15 protein-coding genes are annotated in these 15,673 nt (G+C 69.1%); 3 read left to right on the forward strand and 12 right to left on the reverse strand.

Annotated features, from left to right (window positions below; translation table 11 throughout):
• On the reverse strand, positions 1–2,044 hold a 2,044-nt coding region (locus ACLFRM_RS01350), incomplete at its 3' end, for an AAA family ATPase (protein WP_410753822.1).
• A gap of 209 nt (positions 2,045–2,253) precedes the next feature.
• On the opposite strand from ACLFRM_RS01350, the gene queF reads away from it, so the two are divergent.
• Genes queF through cysZ form a run of 3 tightly spaced genes read left to right on the forward strand, consistent with a single transcriptional unit; the run spans position 2,254 to position 4,668 of the window.
• Positions 2,254–2,643, forward strand: coding sequence for a preQ(1) synthase (gene queF / locus ACLFRM_RS01355; RefSeq protein WP_410753823.1), 390 nt, complete (start codon positions 2,254–2,256; stop codon positions 2,641–2,643).
• Between the two features lie 4 nt (positions 2,644–2,647).
• Positions 2,648–3,916 carry an FGGY-family carbohydrate kinase gene (locus tag ACLFRM_RS01360; protein WP_410753824.1) on the forward strand — a complete coding sequence of 423 codons (1,269 nt, stop codon included), beginning with the start codon at positions 2,648–2,650 and terminating at the stop codon, positions 3,914–3,916.
• Positions 3,913–4,668 carry a sulfate transporter CysZ gene (cysZ, locus tag ACLFRM_RS01365; RefSeq protein WP_410753825.1) on the forward strand — a complete coding sequence of 252 codons (756 nt, stop codon included), beginning with the start codon at positions 3,913–3,915 and terminating at the stop codon, positions 4,666–4,668. Before ACLFRM_RS01360 ends, cysZ begins: the two co-directional genes overlap by 4 nt.
• A gap of 207 nt (positions 4,669–4,875) precedes the next feature.
• On the opposite strand, the gene der is transcribed toward cysZ, so the two are convergent.
• From der to cysE, 11 genes are all read right to left on the reverse strand, one after another.
• Positions 4,876–6,294: a ribosome biogenesis GTPase Der gene (gene der / locus ACLFRM_RS01370; RefSeq protein WP_410753826.1), complete on the reverse strand. Its 1,419-nt coding sequence runs from the start codon at positions 6,292–6,294 to the stop codon at positions 4,876–4,878.
• Between the two features lie 41 nt (positions 6,295–6,335).
• A complete protein-coding gene (bamB, locus tag ACLFRM_RS01375) occupies positions 6,336–7,499 on the reverse strand; it encodes an outer membrane protein assembly factor BamB (protein WP_410753827.1) in 1,164 nt (387 codons plus the stop codon).
• Positions 7,499–8,122, reverse strand: coding sequence for a YfgM family protein (locus ACLFRM_RS01380; protein ID WP_410753828.1), 624 nt, complete (start codon positions 8,120–8,122; stop codon positions 7,499–7,501). Before ACLFRM_RS01380 ends, bamB begins: the two co-directional genes overlap by 1 nt.
• Positions 8,123–8,148: 26 nt before the next feature.
• Positions 8,149–9,399: a histidine--tRNA ligase gene (hisS, locus tag ACLFRM_RS01385; RefSeq protein WP_410753829.1), complete on the reverse strand. Its 1,251-nt coding sequence runs from the start codon at positions 9,397–9,399 to the stop codon at positions 8,149–8,151.
• A 12-nt stretch (positions 9,400–9,411) separates the two neighbouring features.
• Positions 9,412–10,533 (reverse strand): flavodoxin-dependent (E)-4-hydroxy-3-methylbut-2-enyl-diphosphate synthase, encoded by a 1,122-nt coding sequence (ispG, locus tag ACLFRM_RS01390; protein WP_410753830.1) that lies wholly within the window; start codon positions 10,531–10,533, stop codon positions 9,412–9,414.
• Positions 10,530–11,657 carry a helix-turn-helix domain-containing protein gene (locus tag ACLFRM_RS01395; protein WP_410753831.1) on the reverse strand — a complete coding sequence of 376 codons (1,128 nt, stop codon included), beginning with the start codon at positions 11,655–11,657 and terminating at the stop codon, positions 10,530–10,532. Before ACLFRM_RS01395 ends, ispG begins: the two co-directional genes overlap by 4 nt.
• Positions 11,654–12,433 (reverse strand): type IV pilus biogenesis/stability protein PilW, encoded by a 780-nt coding sequence (pilW, locus tag ACLFRM_RS01400; protein ID WP_410753833.1) that lies wholly within the window; start codon positions 12,431–12,433, stop codon positions 11,654–11,656. Before pilW ends, ACLFRM_RS01395 begins: the two co-directional genes overlap by 4 nt.
• Complete coding sequence (rlmN, locus tag ACLFRM_RS01405; RefSeq protein ID WP_410753834.1) at positions 12,430–13,560, reverse strand: 23S rRNA (adenine(2503)-C(2))-methyltransferase RlmN; 1,131 nt, start codon at positions 13,558–13,560, stop codon at positions 12,430–12,432. Before rlmN ends, pilW begins: the two co-directional genes overlap by 4 nt.
• Before the next feature lie 40 nt (positions 13,561–13,600).
• Positions 13,601–14,026: a nucleoside-diphosphate kinase gene (gene ndk / locus ACLFRM_RS01410; RefSeq protein WP_410753835.1), complete on the reverse strand. Its 426-nt coding sequence runs from the start codon at positions 14,024–14,026 to the stop codon at positions 13,601–13,603.
• Between the two features lie 188 nt (positions 14,027–14,214).
• Positions 14,215–14,715 carry an Rrf2 family transcriptional regulator gene (locus ACLFRM_RS01415; RefSeq protein ID WP_410753836.1) on the reverse strand — a complete coding sequence of 167 codons (501 nt, stop codon included), beginning with the start codon at positions 14,713–14,715 and terminating at the stop codon, positions 14,215–14,217.
• 127 nt (positions 14,716–14,842) lie between these two features.
• Positions 14,843–15,655, reverse strand: coding sequence for a serine O-acetyltransferase (gene cysE, locus ACLFRM_RS01420; protein WP_410753837.1), 813 nt, complete (start codon positions 15,653–15,655; stop codon positions 14,843–14,845).
• Between the last annotated feature and the right edge of the window lie 18 nt (positions 15,656–15,673).

Genomic DNA, 15,673 nt, shown 5'->3' on the forward strand with positions numbered 1-15,673 from the left:
GGCGGGCGGCCTCGACCGCCTCGCGATCAACCTCGAAGGCCGCCCGACGCTCGGCAAGCGCCGACTCGGCCCGGGCCAGCTCGGCCTCGGCCCGCTCGATCGCGGCATCCAGTTCGTGCCGCCGGGCCAGGTGCGCGAGATGCGCCGCCGCCCCGCCATCGCCACTGCGGCCCAGCCAGTGCCGCCCGACCCACCAGCCGCCCGGGGTGATCAGGAACTCCCCGCGCGCCAGGTCCGACCGGCGGGCCAGCGCGGCCTCGAGATCCTCGACCGGGCGGCCGGGGAAATCGCCGACCCGCTCGGCAAGCCACTCGGCATCGCCACCGGCCCGGACCTCGAGCCACCAGCCACCCGCGCCGTCCGCCTCGGCGAAGCGCTCGATCTCCGCGGCCACCATGGCATCGAGGTCCTCGACCAGCTCGGCCTCGAGCGCCTCGCCCAGCGCATGGCCGACCCAGGGCTCGCGGATATCGGCCTCGACCAGCCGGTCGACCAGTCGCGGGCCGTCGGTATCGTCCGAGGCCTTGCCGGCGTGTGCGGCGATCAGCCGTCCGAGGGCCTGACGTTCGGCGGTGAGGCCATCGAGGGCATGGCGCGCCTGACGACCGATCTCCTCCTGTTGCCGGCAGGCGGTCTCGCTGGCCTCGGCGGCCGTCACCGCCCGGTCGTGGCGGCGTTGCCCGGCATCGAGGGTCGCCTCGGCCGACTCGACCTCGCCCGCCCGGCGCTCGCGTTCACGCGCCAACTCCGCCAGTTCCTCGCGGGCCTGCGCCAGCTCCGCGGCTGCCGGGGCCGACTCGAGCCGACGACAGTCGCGCGCCACGGCCTCCAGTCGCTCGCCAAGGCGGGCCTGCTCGCGCTGCGGACCGATGCGGGCCTCGGCGGCGGTCATCGCCTCGCGACGCAACGCGTCGAGCTCGGCCTCCGCATTCGCGCGGCCATCGCGGGCGCGCTCGTGGGCGGCGGCCAGCTCGTCGAGGGAGGCACGGGTGTCGCGCTGTTCGGCCGTCAGGCGCTCGCGGCGGACCTCGGCCTCGCGGCGTTCGTCCTCTCGGCGCGCCAGCGTCTCCCGGTCGTGGTGGGCCTGGCGCTCGATCCCCTCGAGCCGCGCCTCGAGCTCGGCGTGGCGCGTGGTGACGGCATTGAGGTCGTTGGCCAGCCGGTACTTCTCCGCCGAGAGCTCGCCGAGCCGCTCGCCAATCGCCTGTACGGCACGCTCGGCCTCGTCCTGGGCGGCCTCGGCCGTGGCCAGTCGCGACTGGCAAGCCGATTCCGTCGCGCCAGTCTCCGCGACGATTCGGTCGAGCCGAACGCGCTCGTCGCGGGCCTGGATCAAGGCGACGGCGGCGGCCTCGACCTGGCGACGACGGCGCACGGCGGCGAGCTCGCGATAACGCCGCGCCGCGCGAGCCTGGCGGGCCAGCGTCGCCTCCTGGCGCTCGAGCTCGGCGGCAATGTCGTTCAGCCGCGACAGGTTTTCCTCGGTGTGGCCGATGCGGTTGGCCGTCTCGCGGCGGCGCTCGCGGTAGACCGAGATGCCGGCCGCCTCCTCGAGGTAGCCGCGCAGCTCGTCGGGCTTGGCATCCACGATGCGGTTGACCTGGCCCTGCTCGATCACCGAGTAGGAGCGCGCGCCCACGCCGGTGCCGAGAAACAGGTCCACCACGTCGCGGCGGCGCACGCGGGTGTTGTTGATCTCGTAGCGGGACTGACCGTCGCGGTCGAGGCTGCGCCGAACGGTCAGTTCGTTGTAGGCGGCGAAGGGACCGTGGATGCGCCGCTCGCGGTTGTCCAGCGTCAGTTCGACCACGGCACGACTGGCCGCGGAGCGATCGCCGCTGCCGGCGAAGATCAGGTCGTCGAGGGCCTGGCCGCGCAGGTGGCGGGCGGAGGATTCGCCCATCACCCAGCGCAGGGCGTCGATCAGATTGGACTTGCCGCAGCCGTTGGGCCCGACGATGGCGAGCGTATTGGCCGGCAGGCGGATCTCGGTGGGGGAGGCAAAGGACTTGAAGCCGGCAAGATAGAGGCGTGTCAGGCGCATTGGGTCAGCACATCCCGGGGTACGGGCGGGCGGATGGCAAGACCGATACGGGGACACGCGCCGTTGGCGCGTTTCGCTTGCCGGGCAAGCTCCCACGGGGCAGAAGGAAACCGCAACCGTCCGTTACGGTCGGCAAGGCCCGGGTCGGGGACTTATACTTCCGCCCCCGTTTCAACAGAACCTCGTCACAAACCGCAGGACAGTCATCCATGTCGACGCAACCCAGCAAGACACTCGAAACCTTCCCCAACCCGCATCCGGAACGCGACTATACCATCCACATGGAGGTGCCCGAGTTCACCTGCCTGTGCCCCAAGACCGGCCAGCCGGACTTCGCCACCATCCTGATCGACTTCGTGCCGGACCAGCGTTGCGTCGAGCTGAAATCGCTGAAGATGTACATGTGGTCGTTCCGCGAAGAGGGCGGCTTTCACGAGGCGATGACCAACCGCATCGCCGACGACATCGCCGCGGCCATCGACCCGCGCTTCTTGCGCGTCACCGGCCGCTGGAACGTGCGCGGCGGCATCTGGACCAACGTGGTGGTCGAACACCGCCAGGATGGCTGGGAGCCGGCGCCGAAGGTCGAGCTGCCCTGAGCCCGTGACCGGCCGCTTTCTCGGTATCGACGTCGGCACCTCGGGACTGCGCATCGCCGCGCTGGACGGGGCCGGCGAATGCCGCTGGCTGGAAAAGGCCGACTGGCCGATACCGACCATCGTCGAGGGCCACGAACAGGACCCGGCCGACTGGTGGGCAGCCTTCGATGGTCTGATGCGCCAGCTGGGCGGGCAGGGACGACTGGCCAACATCGCCTCGATCGCCTTTGCCGGCACCTCCGGCACGGTGCTGACCGTAACCGCCGACGGCGCCGCCGAGGGCCCCGCCTTGATGTACGACGACCCGCAGGGGGGCGATCAGCTCGCCGCCCTCCGGGCCCTCGACGTCGACCCCGATGCCCAGTTGTCCGCCTTGGCCCGATGGCGCTTTCTGGCCGAGGAACGCGGCCAGGCCGGGCGGCCGGTCAGCCAGGCCGACTGGTTTGTCCTGCGCTTGACCGGTCGTCACGTGAGCGACAGCAACAACGCGCTCAAGTGGGGCTTCGACGCGGTGGCCGAGCAATGGCCGACGGCGTTGGCCGAACGATTCGGCGCCCAGCTGCCCGAGGTGCATCGCCCGGGCACCACGATCGCGGCCGTCACCCCCGATCTCGCGCACCGCTGGGGCCTGCCGGCGAACACCGTCGTGGCCGCCGGCACCACCGACTCGATGGCCGCCCTCTGGGCCAGCGGGGCGACCGAGGAAGGCGACGGCGTCACCAGCCTGGGCTCCACGCTGGCGTTGAAACTGATCAGTGACCATCCGGTCAGCGATGCGGCCAGCGGGGTCTACAGCCACCGCTTCGGCGAACGCTTCGCCGTCTCCGGGGCATCCAATACCGGCGGACGCGTGCTGGCCACGTTCTTCGACAACGAGGAGCTGGCCCGGCTGAGCGAGGCAATCGATCCGAGCGCACCGGACACGCTCGGCTACTGGCCGCTGGCCGGGCGAGGGGAACGGTTCCCGGTGGTCGCCCCCGCGATGGGCCCACGCCTGACGCCGCGCCCGGATGACCCGGCCCTGTTTCTCGCCGGGATGCTGCGCGGCATCGCGCGGATCGAGGCGCTGGGCTATCGACGTTTCGCCACGCTGGGCGGCACGGCCGTGCGCCGAGTGCTGTCCTCCGGCGGCGGCGCGCACAACCCGGTGTTCGCCCGCATCCGCGAGCGGGCGCTGGGCGTGCCGGTAACGCTGGCGGCCCACACCGAGGCGGCCGTGGGCGCCGCGCGCCTGGCGACACTCTGCATGGACACGAAAGGAGCGGGCAGATGACGACATCCCTGGCTCGAGCGGCGCGCGAGATGGGCGGATTGGGGTACTGGCTGGCCGGCTGGCGCCTGATGTGGCAACCCGGACTGCGGCGATTCACCCTGATCCCGCTGTTGATCAACACGCTGCTGTTCGGCCTGGCGGGCTGGCTGCTGGTCAGCATGGCGGGCGACTGGGTCGAGGGCCTGCTGCCGGACTGGCTGGATTTCCTCTACTGGCTGGTCATGCCCATCGTGGTGCTCGGCCTGCTGCTGGCGACCTTCTTCACCTTCACCCTGGTGGCCAACCTGATCGCCGCGCCGTTCAACGCGGTGCTGGCCGCCCGGGTGGAGGCCCATCTGACCGGCCTGCCTCCCGCCGGGGACGACCAGGGCGTGCTGGCCGGCGCGGTTGGCGCCGTGGCCGGCGAGGTCGGCCGACTGCTCTATCTCGCCGCCTGGGCCATCCCGCTGGTGATCCTGTGGTTCATCCCGGGCCTGAACCTCTTGGCACCGTTCGCCTGGTTCGTCTTCTCGGCGTGGATGATGAGTCTCGAGTACGTCGACAACCCGGCCGGCAACCACGGTCTGTCATTCCGCGAGCAGCGCCAGCGCCTGCGCCAGCGGCCGGCACTGACTCTCGGGTTCGGCAGCCTGATGACGCTCATGACCATGGTGCCGGTGGCGAATTTCCTCGCCATGCCGGTGGGGGTCTGCGGGGCGACCCGGATGTGGGTCGAGGGGTTCGAGGGACGAGAGATCAGGGCCAGGGACTGAGCGATCGAAGCTCGAAGCGACAGTTCATCACCCATGTAACACGTCGCCAACCGGGACGGCCGCCGGGCGGCCTTCGCGCGCAGGGCGCGCTCCCACAATGGGGTAACCAAAAGCGCGCGACATCGCCTCACTGTGGGAACTTGCCTTGCAAGCGAAACGCGCGTCAGGCGCGTGTCCTGCGCAACGACTTGGCCGACGTGGCGGAAATCAGCCCTTGCGCGGCTCGCGGCCCTTGGAGCGGCGCCGGGCCTCGGCCTTCTTCTGCTTGACCTTCTGCAACGGCGTGCGCCGGTCGACCTTGCCCTCGTAGGGGTTGGTGTCGGTGCGGAACTCGATGCGGATGGGCGTGCCCATCAGGTCGTGTTCGCGTCGGAAGTAGGACTCGAGGTAGCGGTGGTAGTGGCCCGGCAGGCGCTTGGTCTGCTTGCCGTGGATCACGATGATCGGCGGGTTGCTGCCGCCCTGGTGGGCGTAGCGCAGGCGGATGCGCCGGCCATGGACCAGCGGCGGCTGGTGCTGCTCGACCGCCGCGGTCAGGGTGCGGGTCAGCGCGTTGGTCGAGATCGAGCGCATCGCCGCCTCATAGGCCTGGTCGACGCTCTCGAACAGGTGGCCCACGCCGGTGCCGTGCAGGGCGGAAATGCGGTGGATCTCGGCGTAGTTGATAAAGCCGAGCTTGCGCTCGATCTCGGTACTTACCCGCTCGCGCACGTCGGACTCGAGCCCGTCCCATTTGTTGACCGCGATCACCAGCGCCCGGCCGCGCTCGTTGATGAAGCCCAGCAGGTGCTGGTCCTGCTCGGTGATGCCGGTATGGGCATCCAGCACCAGGATCACCACGTTGGCCGCGTCGATCGCCTGCAGGGTCTTGACGATGCTGAACTTCTCGATCGCCTCGCCGACGCGCGACTTGCGCCGCACCCCGGCCGTGTCGATCAGCGTGTATGGCTTGCCGTCACGCTCGAAGGGGATCTTGATCGAGTCGCGGGTGGTACCGGGCTCGTCGAAGGCGAGCACGCGTGATTCACCCAGCAGGCGGTTGGTCAGGGTGGACTTGCCCACGTTGGGCCGACCGACCAGGGCGACGGTGACGCCCTGGTCCTCCGGCGCCTCCTCCGGCTCCTCGGCCAGCTCCGGCGGCAGCATGGTCTCGAGCCGCTCCCACAACCCACCGATACCGCGCCCGTGCGAGGCGGCGATGTATTCCGGCTCGCCCATGCCCAGCGCCCAGAACTCGGCCTGAACCTCGTGTTCGTCGACGCCGTCGGTCTTGTTGACCACCAACAGCACCGGCTTGCCCGCCCGGCGCAGCTCGGCGGCGATCTGTTCGTCGGCCGCAGTCAGGCCCGCCCGGCCGTCGACCAGGAAGGCGACCAGATCGGCCTCTTCCATGGCCAGCCAGGCCTGGTCCTGCATCAGCGCCTCGATGCCGCCGCGCTCGCCGGTCAGGCCGCCGGTGTCGATCACCAGCCAGTCGCGACCCTCGTGGTGGGCCGCGCCGTACTGGCGATCGCGGGTCAGGCCGGCGTAGTCGGCCACCAGCGCGTCACGAGAACGGGTCAGCTGGTTGAACAGGGTCGACTTGCCCACGTTGGGGCGGCCGACCAGGGCAATAACGGGTTTCATCGCGTCGATGGACTCAAGGGAAAACGGCCGCCGGAACGGGATCAGTCAAGCGTGAACACCCGCAGCTTACCGTCACGGGAGACTGCGACCCCTTGCCCGTCGACCACCTGGATCGGGTCGACCAGCGGGTCGCCCCAGTCGGCACGGCCAACCAGTGCGCCACTCGCCGTCGAGAGCACGTGCACGTAGCCCTCGCGATCCCCGACCACCAGGTAGCCGTCGAGCAAGGCCGGACCGGTCAGGCCACGATGCTTGAGATCGGACTGGCGCCACAGGGCATCGCCGCTGCGCCGGTCGATCGCCCAGATCACGCCGTCGGCGTCACTGAGATAGAGCGCCCGGCCGCCGGCGGCGATGGGGTTGGTGTTGGAGAAGTCGCGCGACCAGAGTTCGCGACCACCCTGGGCGGCCAGAGCGGCGAGCTTGCCCTGGTAGGTCGCGGCGTAGAAGACGCCGTCGGCGAACACGGGGGTAGCGTCGACGTCGACCATGCGATCGACATCGGTGCGCCCGGTCGGCAACGCGATCTCCTGGCTCCACAGCTCCCGGCCGTCCTCGCGGGCGAAAACGGCCAGGGAGCCATCGTCGAAGCCCGCGGCCAGGGCATCGGGGAACATCAGTACGCGTCCCTGCCCCTGCAGGGTCAGGGACGGCGGATTCTTGGACTGCCGCCAGCGGACCTCGCCGCTCTCGACGTCCAGCACGTGCAGCGTGCCGTCCCGCCCGCGCACGGCCACGTCGCCGAAGCCGACCGAGGGTGCCGCGTCCACGGAGCTGCGGATCGAGGTGTCCCAGCGGCGCTCGCCACTGTCCACGTCAAGCGCGAACACGCGCCCATCCTCGCTGCCGAAGACGACCACACCTTCACCGGCCCCGCCACCGACACTCAGGTCGGCGTCGAGCTCGGCCGACCACAGCCGCTCGCCTGATTCCAGATCGTAGGCCAGCACGTCACCGTCCGGACCGGCCACGAACACGCGGCCCTCGTCGTCGATCGGCGCGATGGCGGTGAGCTGGTTGTCCTGGTCACCACCGGAAGAGGCATCCCAGGCGACCTTCGGCGGGTGTTCGTTGTCGATTTCCTCGAGCGGCGTGGGCTTGACCAGTTCACGCGGCGCGGAGCAGCCGACCAGCACCACGGCCAGGCCCGCGACCAGCGGCAGGGCCCAGCGATTCGCGGGGGTGATCATCGAATGCATCGCCATCAGGAGGCCTCCTCTTCGCTTGCCGGCAGGCTGTCGAGTTTCATCTGCAACAGGCCGTTGGCCGCGTCGGATTCGACCGCGATCTCGTAGGCCTCGCGGGCGGCGACCAGGTCGCCGCGGTCCGCCAGCACATCCCCGCGCAGCTCGGCGAACAGCCCCTCGAAGCCGGCCGGGGCGTCGCCCAGTCGCTCCAGGGCGGCGTCGTGCTCGCCCTGGGCCCAGAGCACGCGTGCCAGCCGCAGGTCGACGGTCGCCACCAGCTGATCGCGGTCGGCGCTGGAGCGGGCCCGCTCCAGGTAGGCGACGGCGGTGTCGAGATCGTTGTCGTCGACCGCGGAGCCGGCGCCGATCAGCCAGGCCAGCACGGCGTAGCTGGTGCCATCGTGGGCCGTGGCGACGGCCTGGGCGCGCTCGACCACGTCGTCCTCGCCGGCGGACGCCTTCTGCTCGAGCTCGGCGAAGGCCGCGGCGGCCGAAGCCATGCGATTGTCCTGCCAACCCTGCCAGCCCTGCCAGCCGATCAGACCGGCGATGCCGAGCACCACACCGGCGATGACCGTCTTGCCGTGCTCCGACCACCAGTCGCGGATGCGTTCAATCTGTTCTTCGTCTGAGGCGACCATAGGATTCCCGAGGTGTTTCGAATTCGTTAGTTGGCGGCCAGTTGCGCGTCGAGCTCGGCCGCGGTGACCGTCCGTTGCTCGCCTTCACCGCGCAGCGGCTTGACCGAGACCTGCTCGCCGGCCTCGTCCTCGACGATCACGGCGGTGGCGGCACCACTGCGATCGGCACGCTTGAACTGCGCCTTGAGGCTGCCGCCGTCGAGATTACACTGCACCCGCTGACCGTCCAAGGCGCGACGCAGGCGGTCGGCCAGCCGCAGGGCAGCACCCAGGCGACCGGGTTCGGGCACCACCACGTAGACGTCGGCCCGGCCGGCATCGCCGGTTGCCTCGGCCAGCGACAGCAGCCGCTCGATGCCGATGGCGAAACCGGCGGCCGGCGTCGCCCGCCCGCCGAGCTGCTCGACCAGCCCGTCGTAGCGCCCGCCCGCGCAGATAGTGCCCTGGGCGCCGAGCGAGTCGGTGACCCACTCGAACACCAGCTTGTTGTAGTAATCGAGCCCGCGCACCAGCCGCGGGTTGACGCGGTAGGCGATGCCCAGCGCGTCGAGCAGTTCGCAGGTCCGCTGGAAATCGGCGGCCGATTCCTCGTCGAGGTAGTCGGCCAGTTTCGGCGCGGCCTCGAGGATCGGCTGGATATCGGCGTTCTTGCTGTCGAGCACCCGCAACGGATTCTCGTGCAGGCGGCGGCGGGCCTCCTCGTCGAGCTGGTCGGCATGGCCCTCGAGGTACTCGATCAGCACCTCGCGGTGCCGGGCTCGCGCCTCGGGCTGGCCGAGACTGTTGACCTCCAGGCGCACGTCCTCGATGCCGAGGCGCGCCCACAGCGAGGCGGCCATCTGGATCAACTCGACTTCCAGTTCCGGCCCGGCCACGCCGAAGGTCTCGACCCCGAACTGGTGGAACTGGCGATAGCGGCCCTTCTGCGGGCGCTCGTGGCGGAACATCGGCCCGGTGTACCAGAGGCGACGCTGCTGGTTGTGAATGATGCCGTGCTGCAGGCAGGCGCGCACGCAACCGGCCGTGCCCTCCGGGCGCAGGGTGAGCGAGTCACCGTTGCGGTCGTCGAAGGTGTACATCTCCTTCTCGACGATGTCGGTCACCTCGCCGATCGATCGGGCGAACAGCGCCGTCTGCTCGACGATCGGCATGCGGATCTCTTCGTAACCGAACGCTGCCGCGGTCTCGCGCAAGGCGGTTTCGAGGTGCTGCCAGGCCGGGGTGTCGTCGGGCAGCACGTCGTGCATGCCCCGGATGCTCTTGGGCGTCTTGCTCATCGTGGAATCAGGTTATCGGTCGTCGCTGGAGTCGTGGGCGGCCTCATGAGAGGCCTTGTCCCGGGCGACGCGCTCGCGGATGGTGTGTTCGATCTGGTCGACCAGCTCCTCCTCGGTGAGCTTGCGCGAGGGCTTGCCGTCGACGTACAGCAGGTTGGGCTGACCGCCGGTCAGGCCGATGGCCGCCTCGCGCGCCTCGCCCGGCCCGTTGACCACGCAGCCGATGACGGCCACGTCCATGGGCAGATCGATGTCCTCGATGCGCTCTTCCAGGGCGTTCACGGTCTTGATGACGTCGAACTCCTGGCGGGCGCAGGACGGGCAGGCGATCAGGTTGACGCCGCGGCTGCGCAGTTTCAGCGACTTGAGGATGTCCCAGCCGACCTTGACCTCTTCGACCGGGTCGGCGGCCAGCGAGACGCGCAGGGTGTCGCCGATGCCCTCGGCCAGCAGCATCCCCAGGCCCACGGCCGACTTGACCGCCCCGGCGCGCGGCCCGCCCGCCTCGGTGATCCCCAGATGCAGCGGCTGCTCGATCTGGTCGGCCAGCTTGCGGTAGGCGCCCAGGGTCATCCAGACGTCGGAGGCCTTCAGCGACACCTTGAACTCGGGGTAGTCGAGCCGGTCGAGGATATCAATGTGGCGCAGGGCCGACTCGACCAGTGCATCCGGGGTCGGCTCGCCGTACTTCTGCTGCAGGTCCTTTTCCAGGGAGCCGGCGTTGACGCCGATGCGCAGCGGAATGCCGTGGTCGCGGGCCGAATCGATCACCTGGCGCACGCGGTCCTCGCGACCGATGTTGCCCGGGTTGATGCGCAGGCAGTCGGCGCCCAGATCGGCGACCCGCAGGGCGATGCGGTAGTCGAAGTGGATATCGGTGATCAGCGGGGTGGAGACGCGTTGCTTGATCTTGCCGAAGGCCTCGGCGGCCTCCATGTTTGGCACGGAGACTCGCACAAGATCGGCACCGGCGGCGGCCAGGCGCTCGATCTGGGCGACCGTAGCCTCGACGTCGCAGGTGTCGGTGTTGGTCATCGACTGCACGGAGATCGGCGCATCGCCGCCCACGCCCACGGATCCGACCTGGATCCGACGGGACAGGCGACGCGTTACCGGAACCGGCTGAAAGCTCATGAGCCCCCCACGGTGGTCCGCAGCACGCCGGTGGCGCCACTCGGCTCACCAAGCTCGACCGACTCGCCCCGGTGTTCGACTTCCAGCCCGTCGGGCTGACCAATGACCAGAGAGAACGGCCCCTCGACATCGACGAACTCTCGCTCCTCACCCTCGGCGAGGACGTCGTACATCAACCGGTCACCATTGCCGTCACGCACCTCGACCCAGCTGTCGGCCCGGGTGGCACGCAGCAGCAGGGCGGGCGCGTCATCGGCCGATGCCCGGCTCTCCTCGCCCGAGTCCTCCTCGGTCGCTGCCGCCGCATCTTCGTCTGCTGCGGCCTCGTCGTTCGCGGCATTTACGCCACCTTCGGCAGCATCGTCTGTGGGGTCGGCCTGATCGTCGCTCGCGCTGGTTTCGTCACCTGTTCCCTCGGAGTCTGGCTCGAGCGTCGAGTCGATCGCGGCGAGCCGCTCACCCGGCATATCCGAACGACTGTCCTCGGCCGCCTGTTCCGGCGAACGGGTCGGCGGCGCCGGGGGTTCTTCCAGGGCATCCTCGATTTGCGGACGCTTGCCCTCCATCTCCGGGTCGTCGGCGGGTGCCGACTCGATCTCGGGGGAGCTTTCGGTCGTCTCGCCGCGCAGGTCGCTCCACCACGCCTGGACGCGGTCGGCGTCAAGACGCGACAGGACGAGCACGACGATCGCGATCAAGATCAGGATGCCGAGCCAGCCCAGCAACCGACGGCCCAGTCCGCCGCCCTTGGGCTCCATGACATCCAGGGTCGGGTGAATACCACCCTGCACGCCACCGTGTTCCGGTTCGCGCTGGGCGTTGTACTGGGCGATCAGGGCGTCGGCATCGAGACCAAGCTGGCCGGCCCAGGTGCGCAGGTAGGCAAGGATGTACGGCCGACCCGGGACGGCGTCGAGCCGGTCCTGCTCGACCAGCTCGATCACCTTGAGATCGAGGTTGAGCGGCTGGGCGAGGTCGGCCGCGCTCAGGCCGGCGGCCTCGCGGCCCCGGCGGATCCGTTCGCCGACCGAGGGGCCGGCGGGCTCCTGCCCGAGGCTGATCGTCTCGTTGGACTCGCCGCTCGTCGTTTCGACCGCCGGCTCCTGCCGCTCCTGCTCGCTCATCGATTGCCTCCCTCTTCCAGCGCCTTCGCCTCGGGCGAATCCGGGAAGCGGCCACGCAGGATCAGGCGATGATTCTTGAGTGATTGCTCATCGCCAACCGCACGATCGATCTCGATGGCGATCCCCAGCGAACGGGCCGTGTGCCGATGGCGCGACTCGTAGCGCCGCATCGCCTCGGCGGCCTCGTCTGCCTCGCCGGTCTCCAGCAACGCCTTGGCAATCCCCAGCTGAGCGGACGGCTGACGTGCACCCTCGTCCAGGGCCCGCCGGAACTGGGCCAGCGCCTCGGCCTGGTCGCCCGCACGCTGGTAACAGCGCCCCGAGTTGACCAGGGCATATTCCGGTGTCTCGTACAGGGGGTCCTCGTAGGCCCGGCGAAACATTGCCTGGGCTCGCTCGTAATCGCCCTGCCCGCAAAGGAAACCGCCGTAGTTGTTGGCCAGATCGGAGTTCTCGCCGTCGAGCCGCACGGCTCGGGCAAAGGCTTCGCCGGCCTTGTCGTCCTCGCCCAGGCGCTGGAGCAGCAGGGCATGGACATGGTGCGCCGGGGCATAACCGCTGTCGAACTCGATCGCGCGCTTGACCTTTTCCATGGCGACCTTGAGCTCGCCTTCGCGCATGTACCCGCCCGCAAGCTCGGTATTGACCTCGGCGGCCTGGCGGTTTTCCCCGACGTTCCGCTCGATCGATTCCCGGTCTCGATCGCCCCCGGTGCTGGCGCAACCGGACGCACCCAGCAGGGCCACCATGGCAAGGGCCAGCAGACGCGCGCTCATCGAGTCACCTCCACCACGCCGTGGCTGAGCCCCATCTGCGCCAGCCGATCCTGTCGGCGGGAACGATCGGCCACCTTGCCGGCGAGTTGACCACAGGCGGCATCGATATCGTCGCCGCGAGTCTTGCGCGGCACCGTGTTGATGCCTACCGCCTTGAGCCGGGCACGGAACCGCTCGATGCGATTGCGCGAGGAACGCGCGTAGCCGGACCCCTCGAAGGGGTTGAACGGAATCAGATTCACCTTGACAGCCTCCTTGCGTGGACCGAGCAGCTCGATGAGCTCATCGGCATGCTCGGGCGTGTCGTTGACGCCTTCGATCATCACGTACTCGTAGATGATGGCGCCATGCGGAACCACCTTGGCATAACGATCGCAGGCCGCCATCAGCTCGTCGAGGGGGTACTTCTCGTTGATCGGCACCAGCTCGTCGCGCAGCGCGTCGTTGGGTGCGTGCAGGGAGATGGCGAGCGAGATCGGCAGGCGCTCGGCGAGGCGATCGATCGCCGGGACGATCCCCGAAGTGGAGATGGTCACGCGCCGCTTGGACAGGCCGTAGGCGTGATCGTCGAGCATCAGCTCGGCGGCATCGACCACCGCCTGCTCGTTGAGCAACGGCTCGCCCATGCCCATGAAGACCACGTTGCTGATCGCCTTGCCGGTCGGCAGGCGTCGCTCGATCAACCGCTCGGCCAGCCAGAGCTGGCCGACGATCTCGGCGGTCGACAGGTTGCGATTGAAGCCCTGCCGGCCGGTCGAGCAGAAGGTGCAGGTGAGCGAACAGCCCACCTGCGAGGAAATGCAGAGGGTCGCGCGGTCGTCCTCGGGGATGTAGACCATCTCCACGGAGTTGCCGCCGCCCGTGTCGACGAGAAACTTGCGTGTCCCGTCCTTCGATTCCTGGTCGAGCAGGATTTCGGGGGTCTGAATGCAGGCGACTTCCTTGAGCCGTTCACGCAGGCTCTTGGCCAGATCGGTCATCGCGTCGAAGTCGTCGACCCGCCGCTGGTGCACCCACTTGAGCACCTGGTTGGCACGGAAGGGCTTCTCGCCCATCTCGGCGAACCAGGCGCGCAGACGGCTGGGCGCCAGGCCCAGCAGGTTGATGCGTTCGTCGGTCGAGGTCATTCAGGCCACCGTTCTAGCGAGCCCGAGTCGCCGTCAGCACTCAGCGGCTGCAGAGCTCGTCGGACTTGAAGAAGAAATCGATCTCGGTGCGCGCGTTCTCGGCGCTGTCAGAACCGTGAACCGCGTTGGCATCGATCGACTCGGCGAAGTCGGCACGGATGGTGCCCGGCTCGGCTTCCTTCGGATTGGTCGCGCCCATCAGGTCACGGTTCTTGGCGATGGCGTCCTCGCCCTCGAGCACCTGGACGAATACCGGACCGGAGATCATGAAGTCGACCAGTTCACCGAAGAACGGACGCTCCTTGTGCACCGCGTAAAAGCCCTCGGCCTGCTCGCGGCTCAGTTGCAGCATGCGCGCACCGACCACCGACAGACCCGCGTCCTCGAAGCGCGAGATGATCTGGCCGATCACGTTCTTGGCGACGGCGTCGGGCTTGATGATCGAAAGGGTGCGTTCTACGGCCATGAAATTCTCTCCTGATCGGGCGGGATCGATACGCCCCGGTGAAACGTGAAAAAGAAAACGGAAACAGGCAGCTGCCGCTCGCCAGGGGCGAGCGGCAGCAAAGCGCGTCATTCTAACGAGTCACCGGGAAACATTCCATGCAAACCGATCGGACGGCAGCAAGGCGGACCGTCCGGAGCGTCTTCCAATCAGGGGCCGACGCCCCGCATGCCGGCCGCGACGGCCTGCGAGCGCTCGTCCCGAGCCACTTGCAGCTGGTCGTCCTGCCGGGCGGAAACGTCGAGCACGTCGGGCTGCTCCACCAGATCGGCCAGCGAGATGGACTCCAGAAAGCCCTGGATCTGGGCAGACAACCCCATCCACAGGTCGTGGGCGAGGCACTTGCCTCCGCTCTGGCAGTTGCCCTGCCCGCCGCAACGCGTGACGTCGACCACCTCGTCGACGGCGTGGATGATCTCGGCGATATTGATACGCGACGGCTCGCGGGCGAGCTGGTAGCCGCCGCCCGGGCCGCGCACGCTGCTGACCAGCTGCCCGCGACGCAGCTGGGCGAACAGCTGTTCGAGGTAGGAGAGCGACAGCGACTGCCGCTCGGCAATATCGGCCAGCGCGGTCGGCTGGCCGCGATCGTGGATCGCCAGGTCCAGCATGGCCGTGACGGCGTAACGGCCCTTGGTCGTCAACCTCATTGCAAACCTCCCGGCAACCCCCGGCGGGGCCGCCCAAATCGGCTCATTCCCGAGCGGTTTTCTCGGGGATAGAAGCCCCATGATAATCCGCCGACCCGGCGCTGTATATGGGCATCGAGCGGTCGCATCAATCGCGCGATGCCGGGCGCTCCTCGGCGACCTCCGCCCGCCCACAGCCTGCCACGCCATCCTCCTCGTCAAGGTGGCATCCGTCGAGGCTCGGTCGGCTGGGCCGCGAGACCTCGACCCCGAGCGAGCGCAGGGCATCGGCCATCTCGTCGAGCTGACCGTCGACCGCCTGAACGTGATCGAGCAGCCGGTCGACCACGGTCGCCACCGGATCGGGCATGTCGCGGGCCACCCCGTAGGCATCGAAGCCCAATCGCTGGGCGACGCGCCGCTTGGTCTCGCTCTGCTCGGCCCGCTGCCCGACCACGCGCGCCGGGATGCCCACCAGGGTCGCCCCGTCCGGCGCGTCCTTGAGCACCACGGCGTTCGACCCGACCCGCACGCCCTCGCCGAGCGTGACCGGCCCGAGGATCTTCGCCCCGGCACCGACCACCACCCCGGCTCCCAGCGTCGGATGGCGCTTGCCCTCGCGCCAGGTGGTCCCGCCAAGGGTGACGCCGTGATACAGGGTGCAGTCATCGCCGATCTCGGCGGTCTCGCCGATCACCACGCCCATGCCGTGATCGATGAAAAAGCGCCGGCCGATACGGGCGCCGGGGTGGATCTCGATGCCGGTCAGCCAGCGGCTGACATTCGAGATCAGCCGGGCGAGCAGGCGCCAGTTGCGCCGCCATAGGGCATGGGCAACCCGATGCCACCAGACGGCGTGCAACCCCGGGTAGGTCAGCGCGATCTCCCAGCGGCCGCGCGCCGCCGGGTCGCGGTCGAACACGCTGTCGACGTCATCGAGAATGGTCTTCCACCAGCCCATGGGCTCGCTCCGCTGTCT

This window comes from Guyparkeria sp., assembly GCF_046540515.1.
In the GTDB taxonomy this organism is placed as follows: domain Bacteria; phylum Pseudomonadota; class Gammaproteobacteria; order Halothiobacillales; family Halothiobacillaceae; genus Guyparkeria.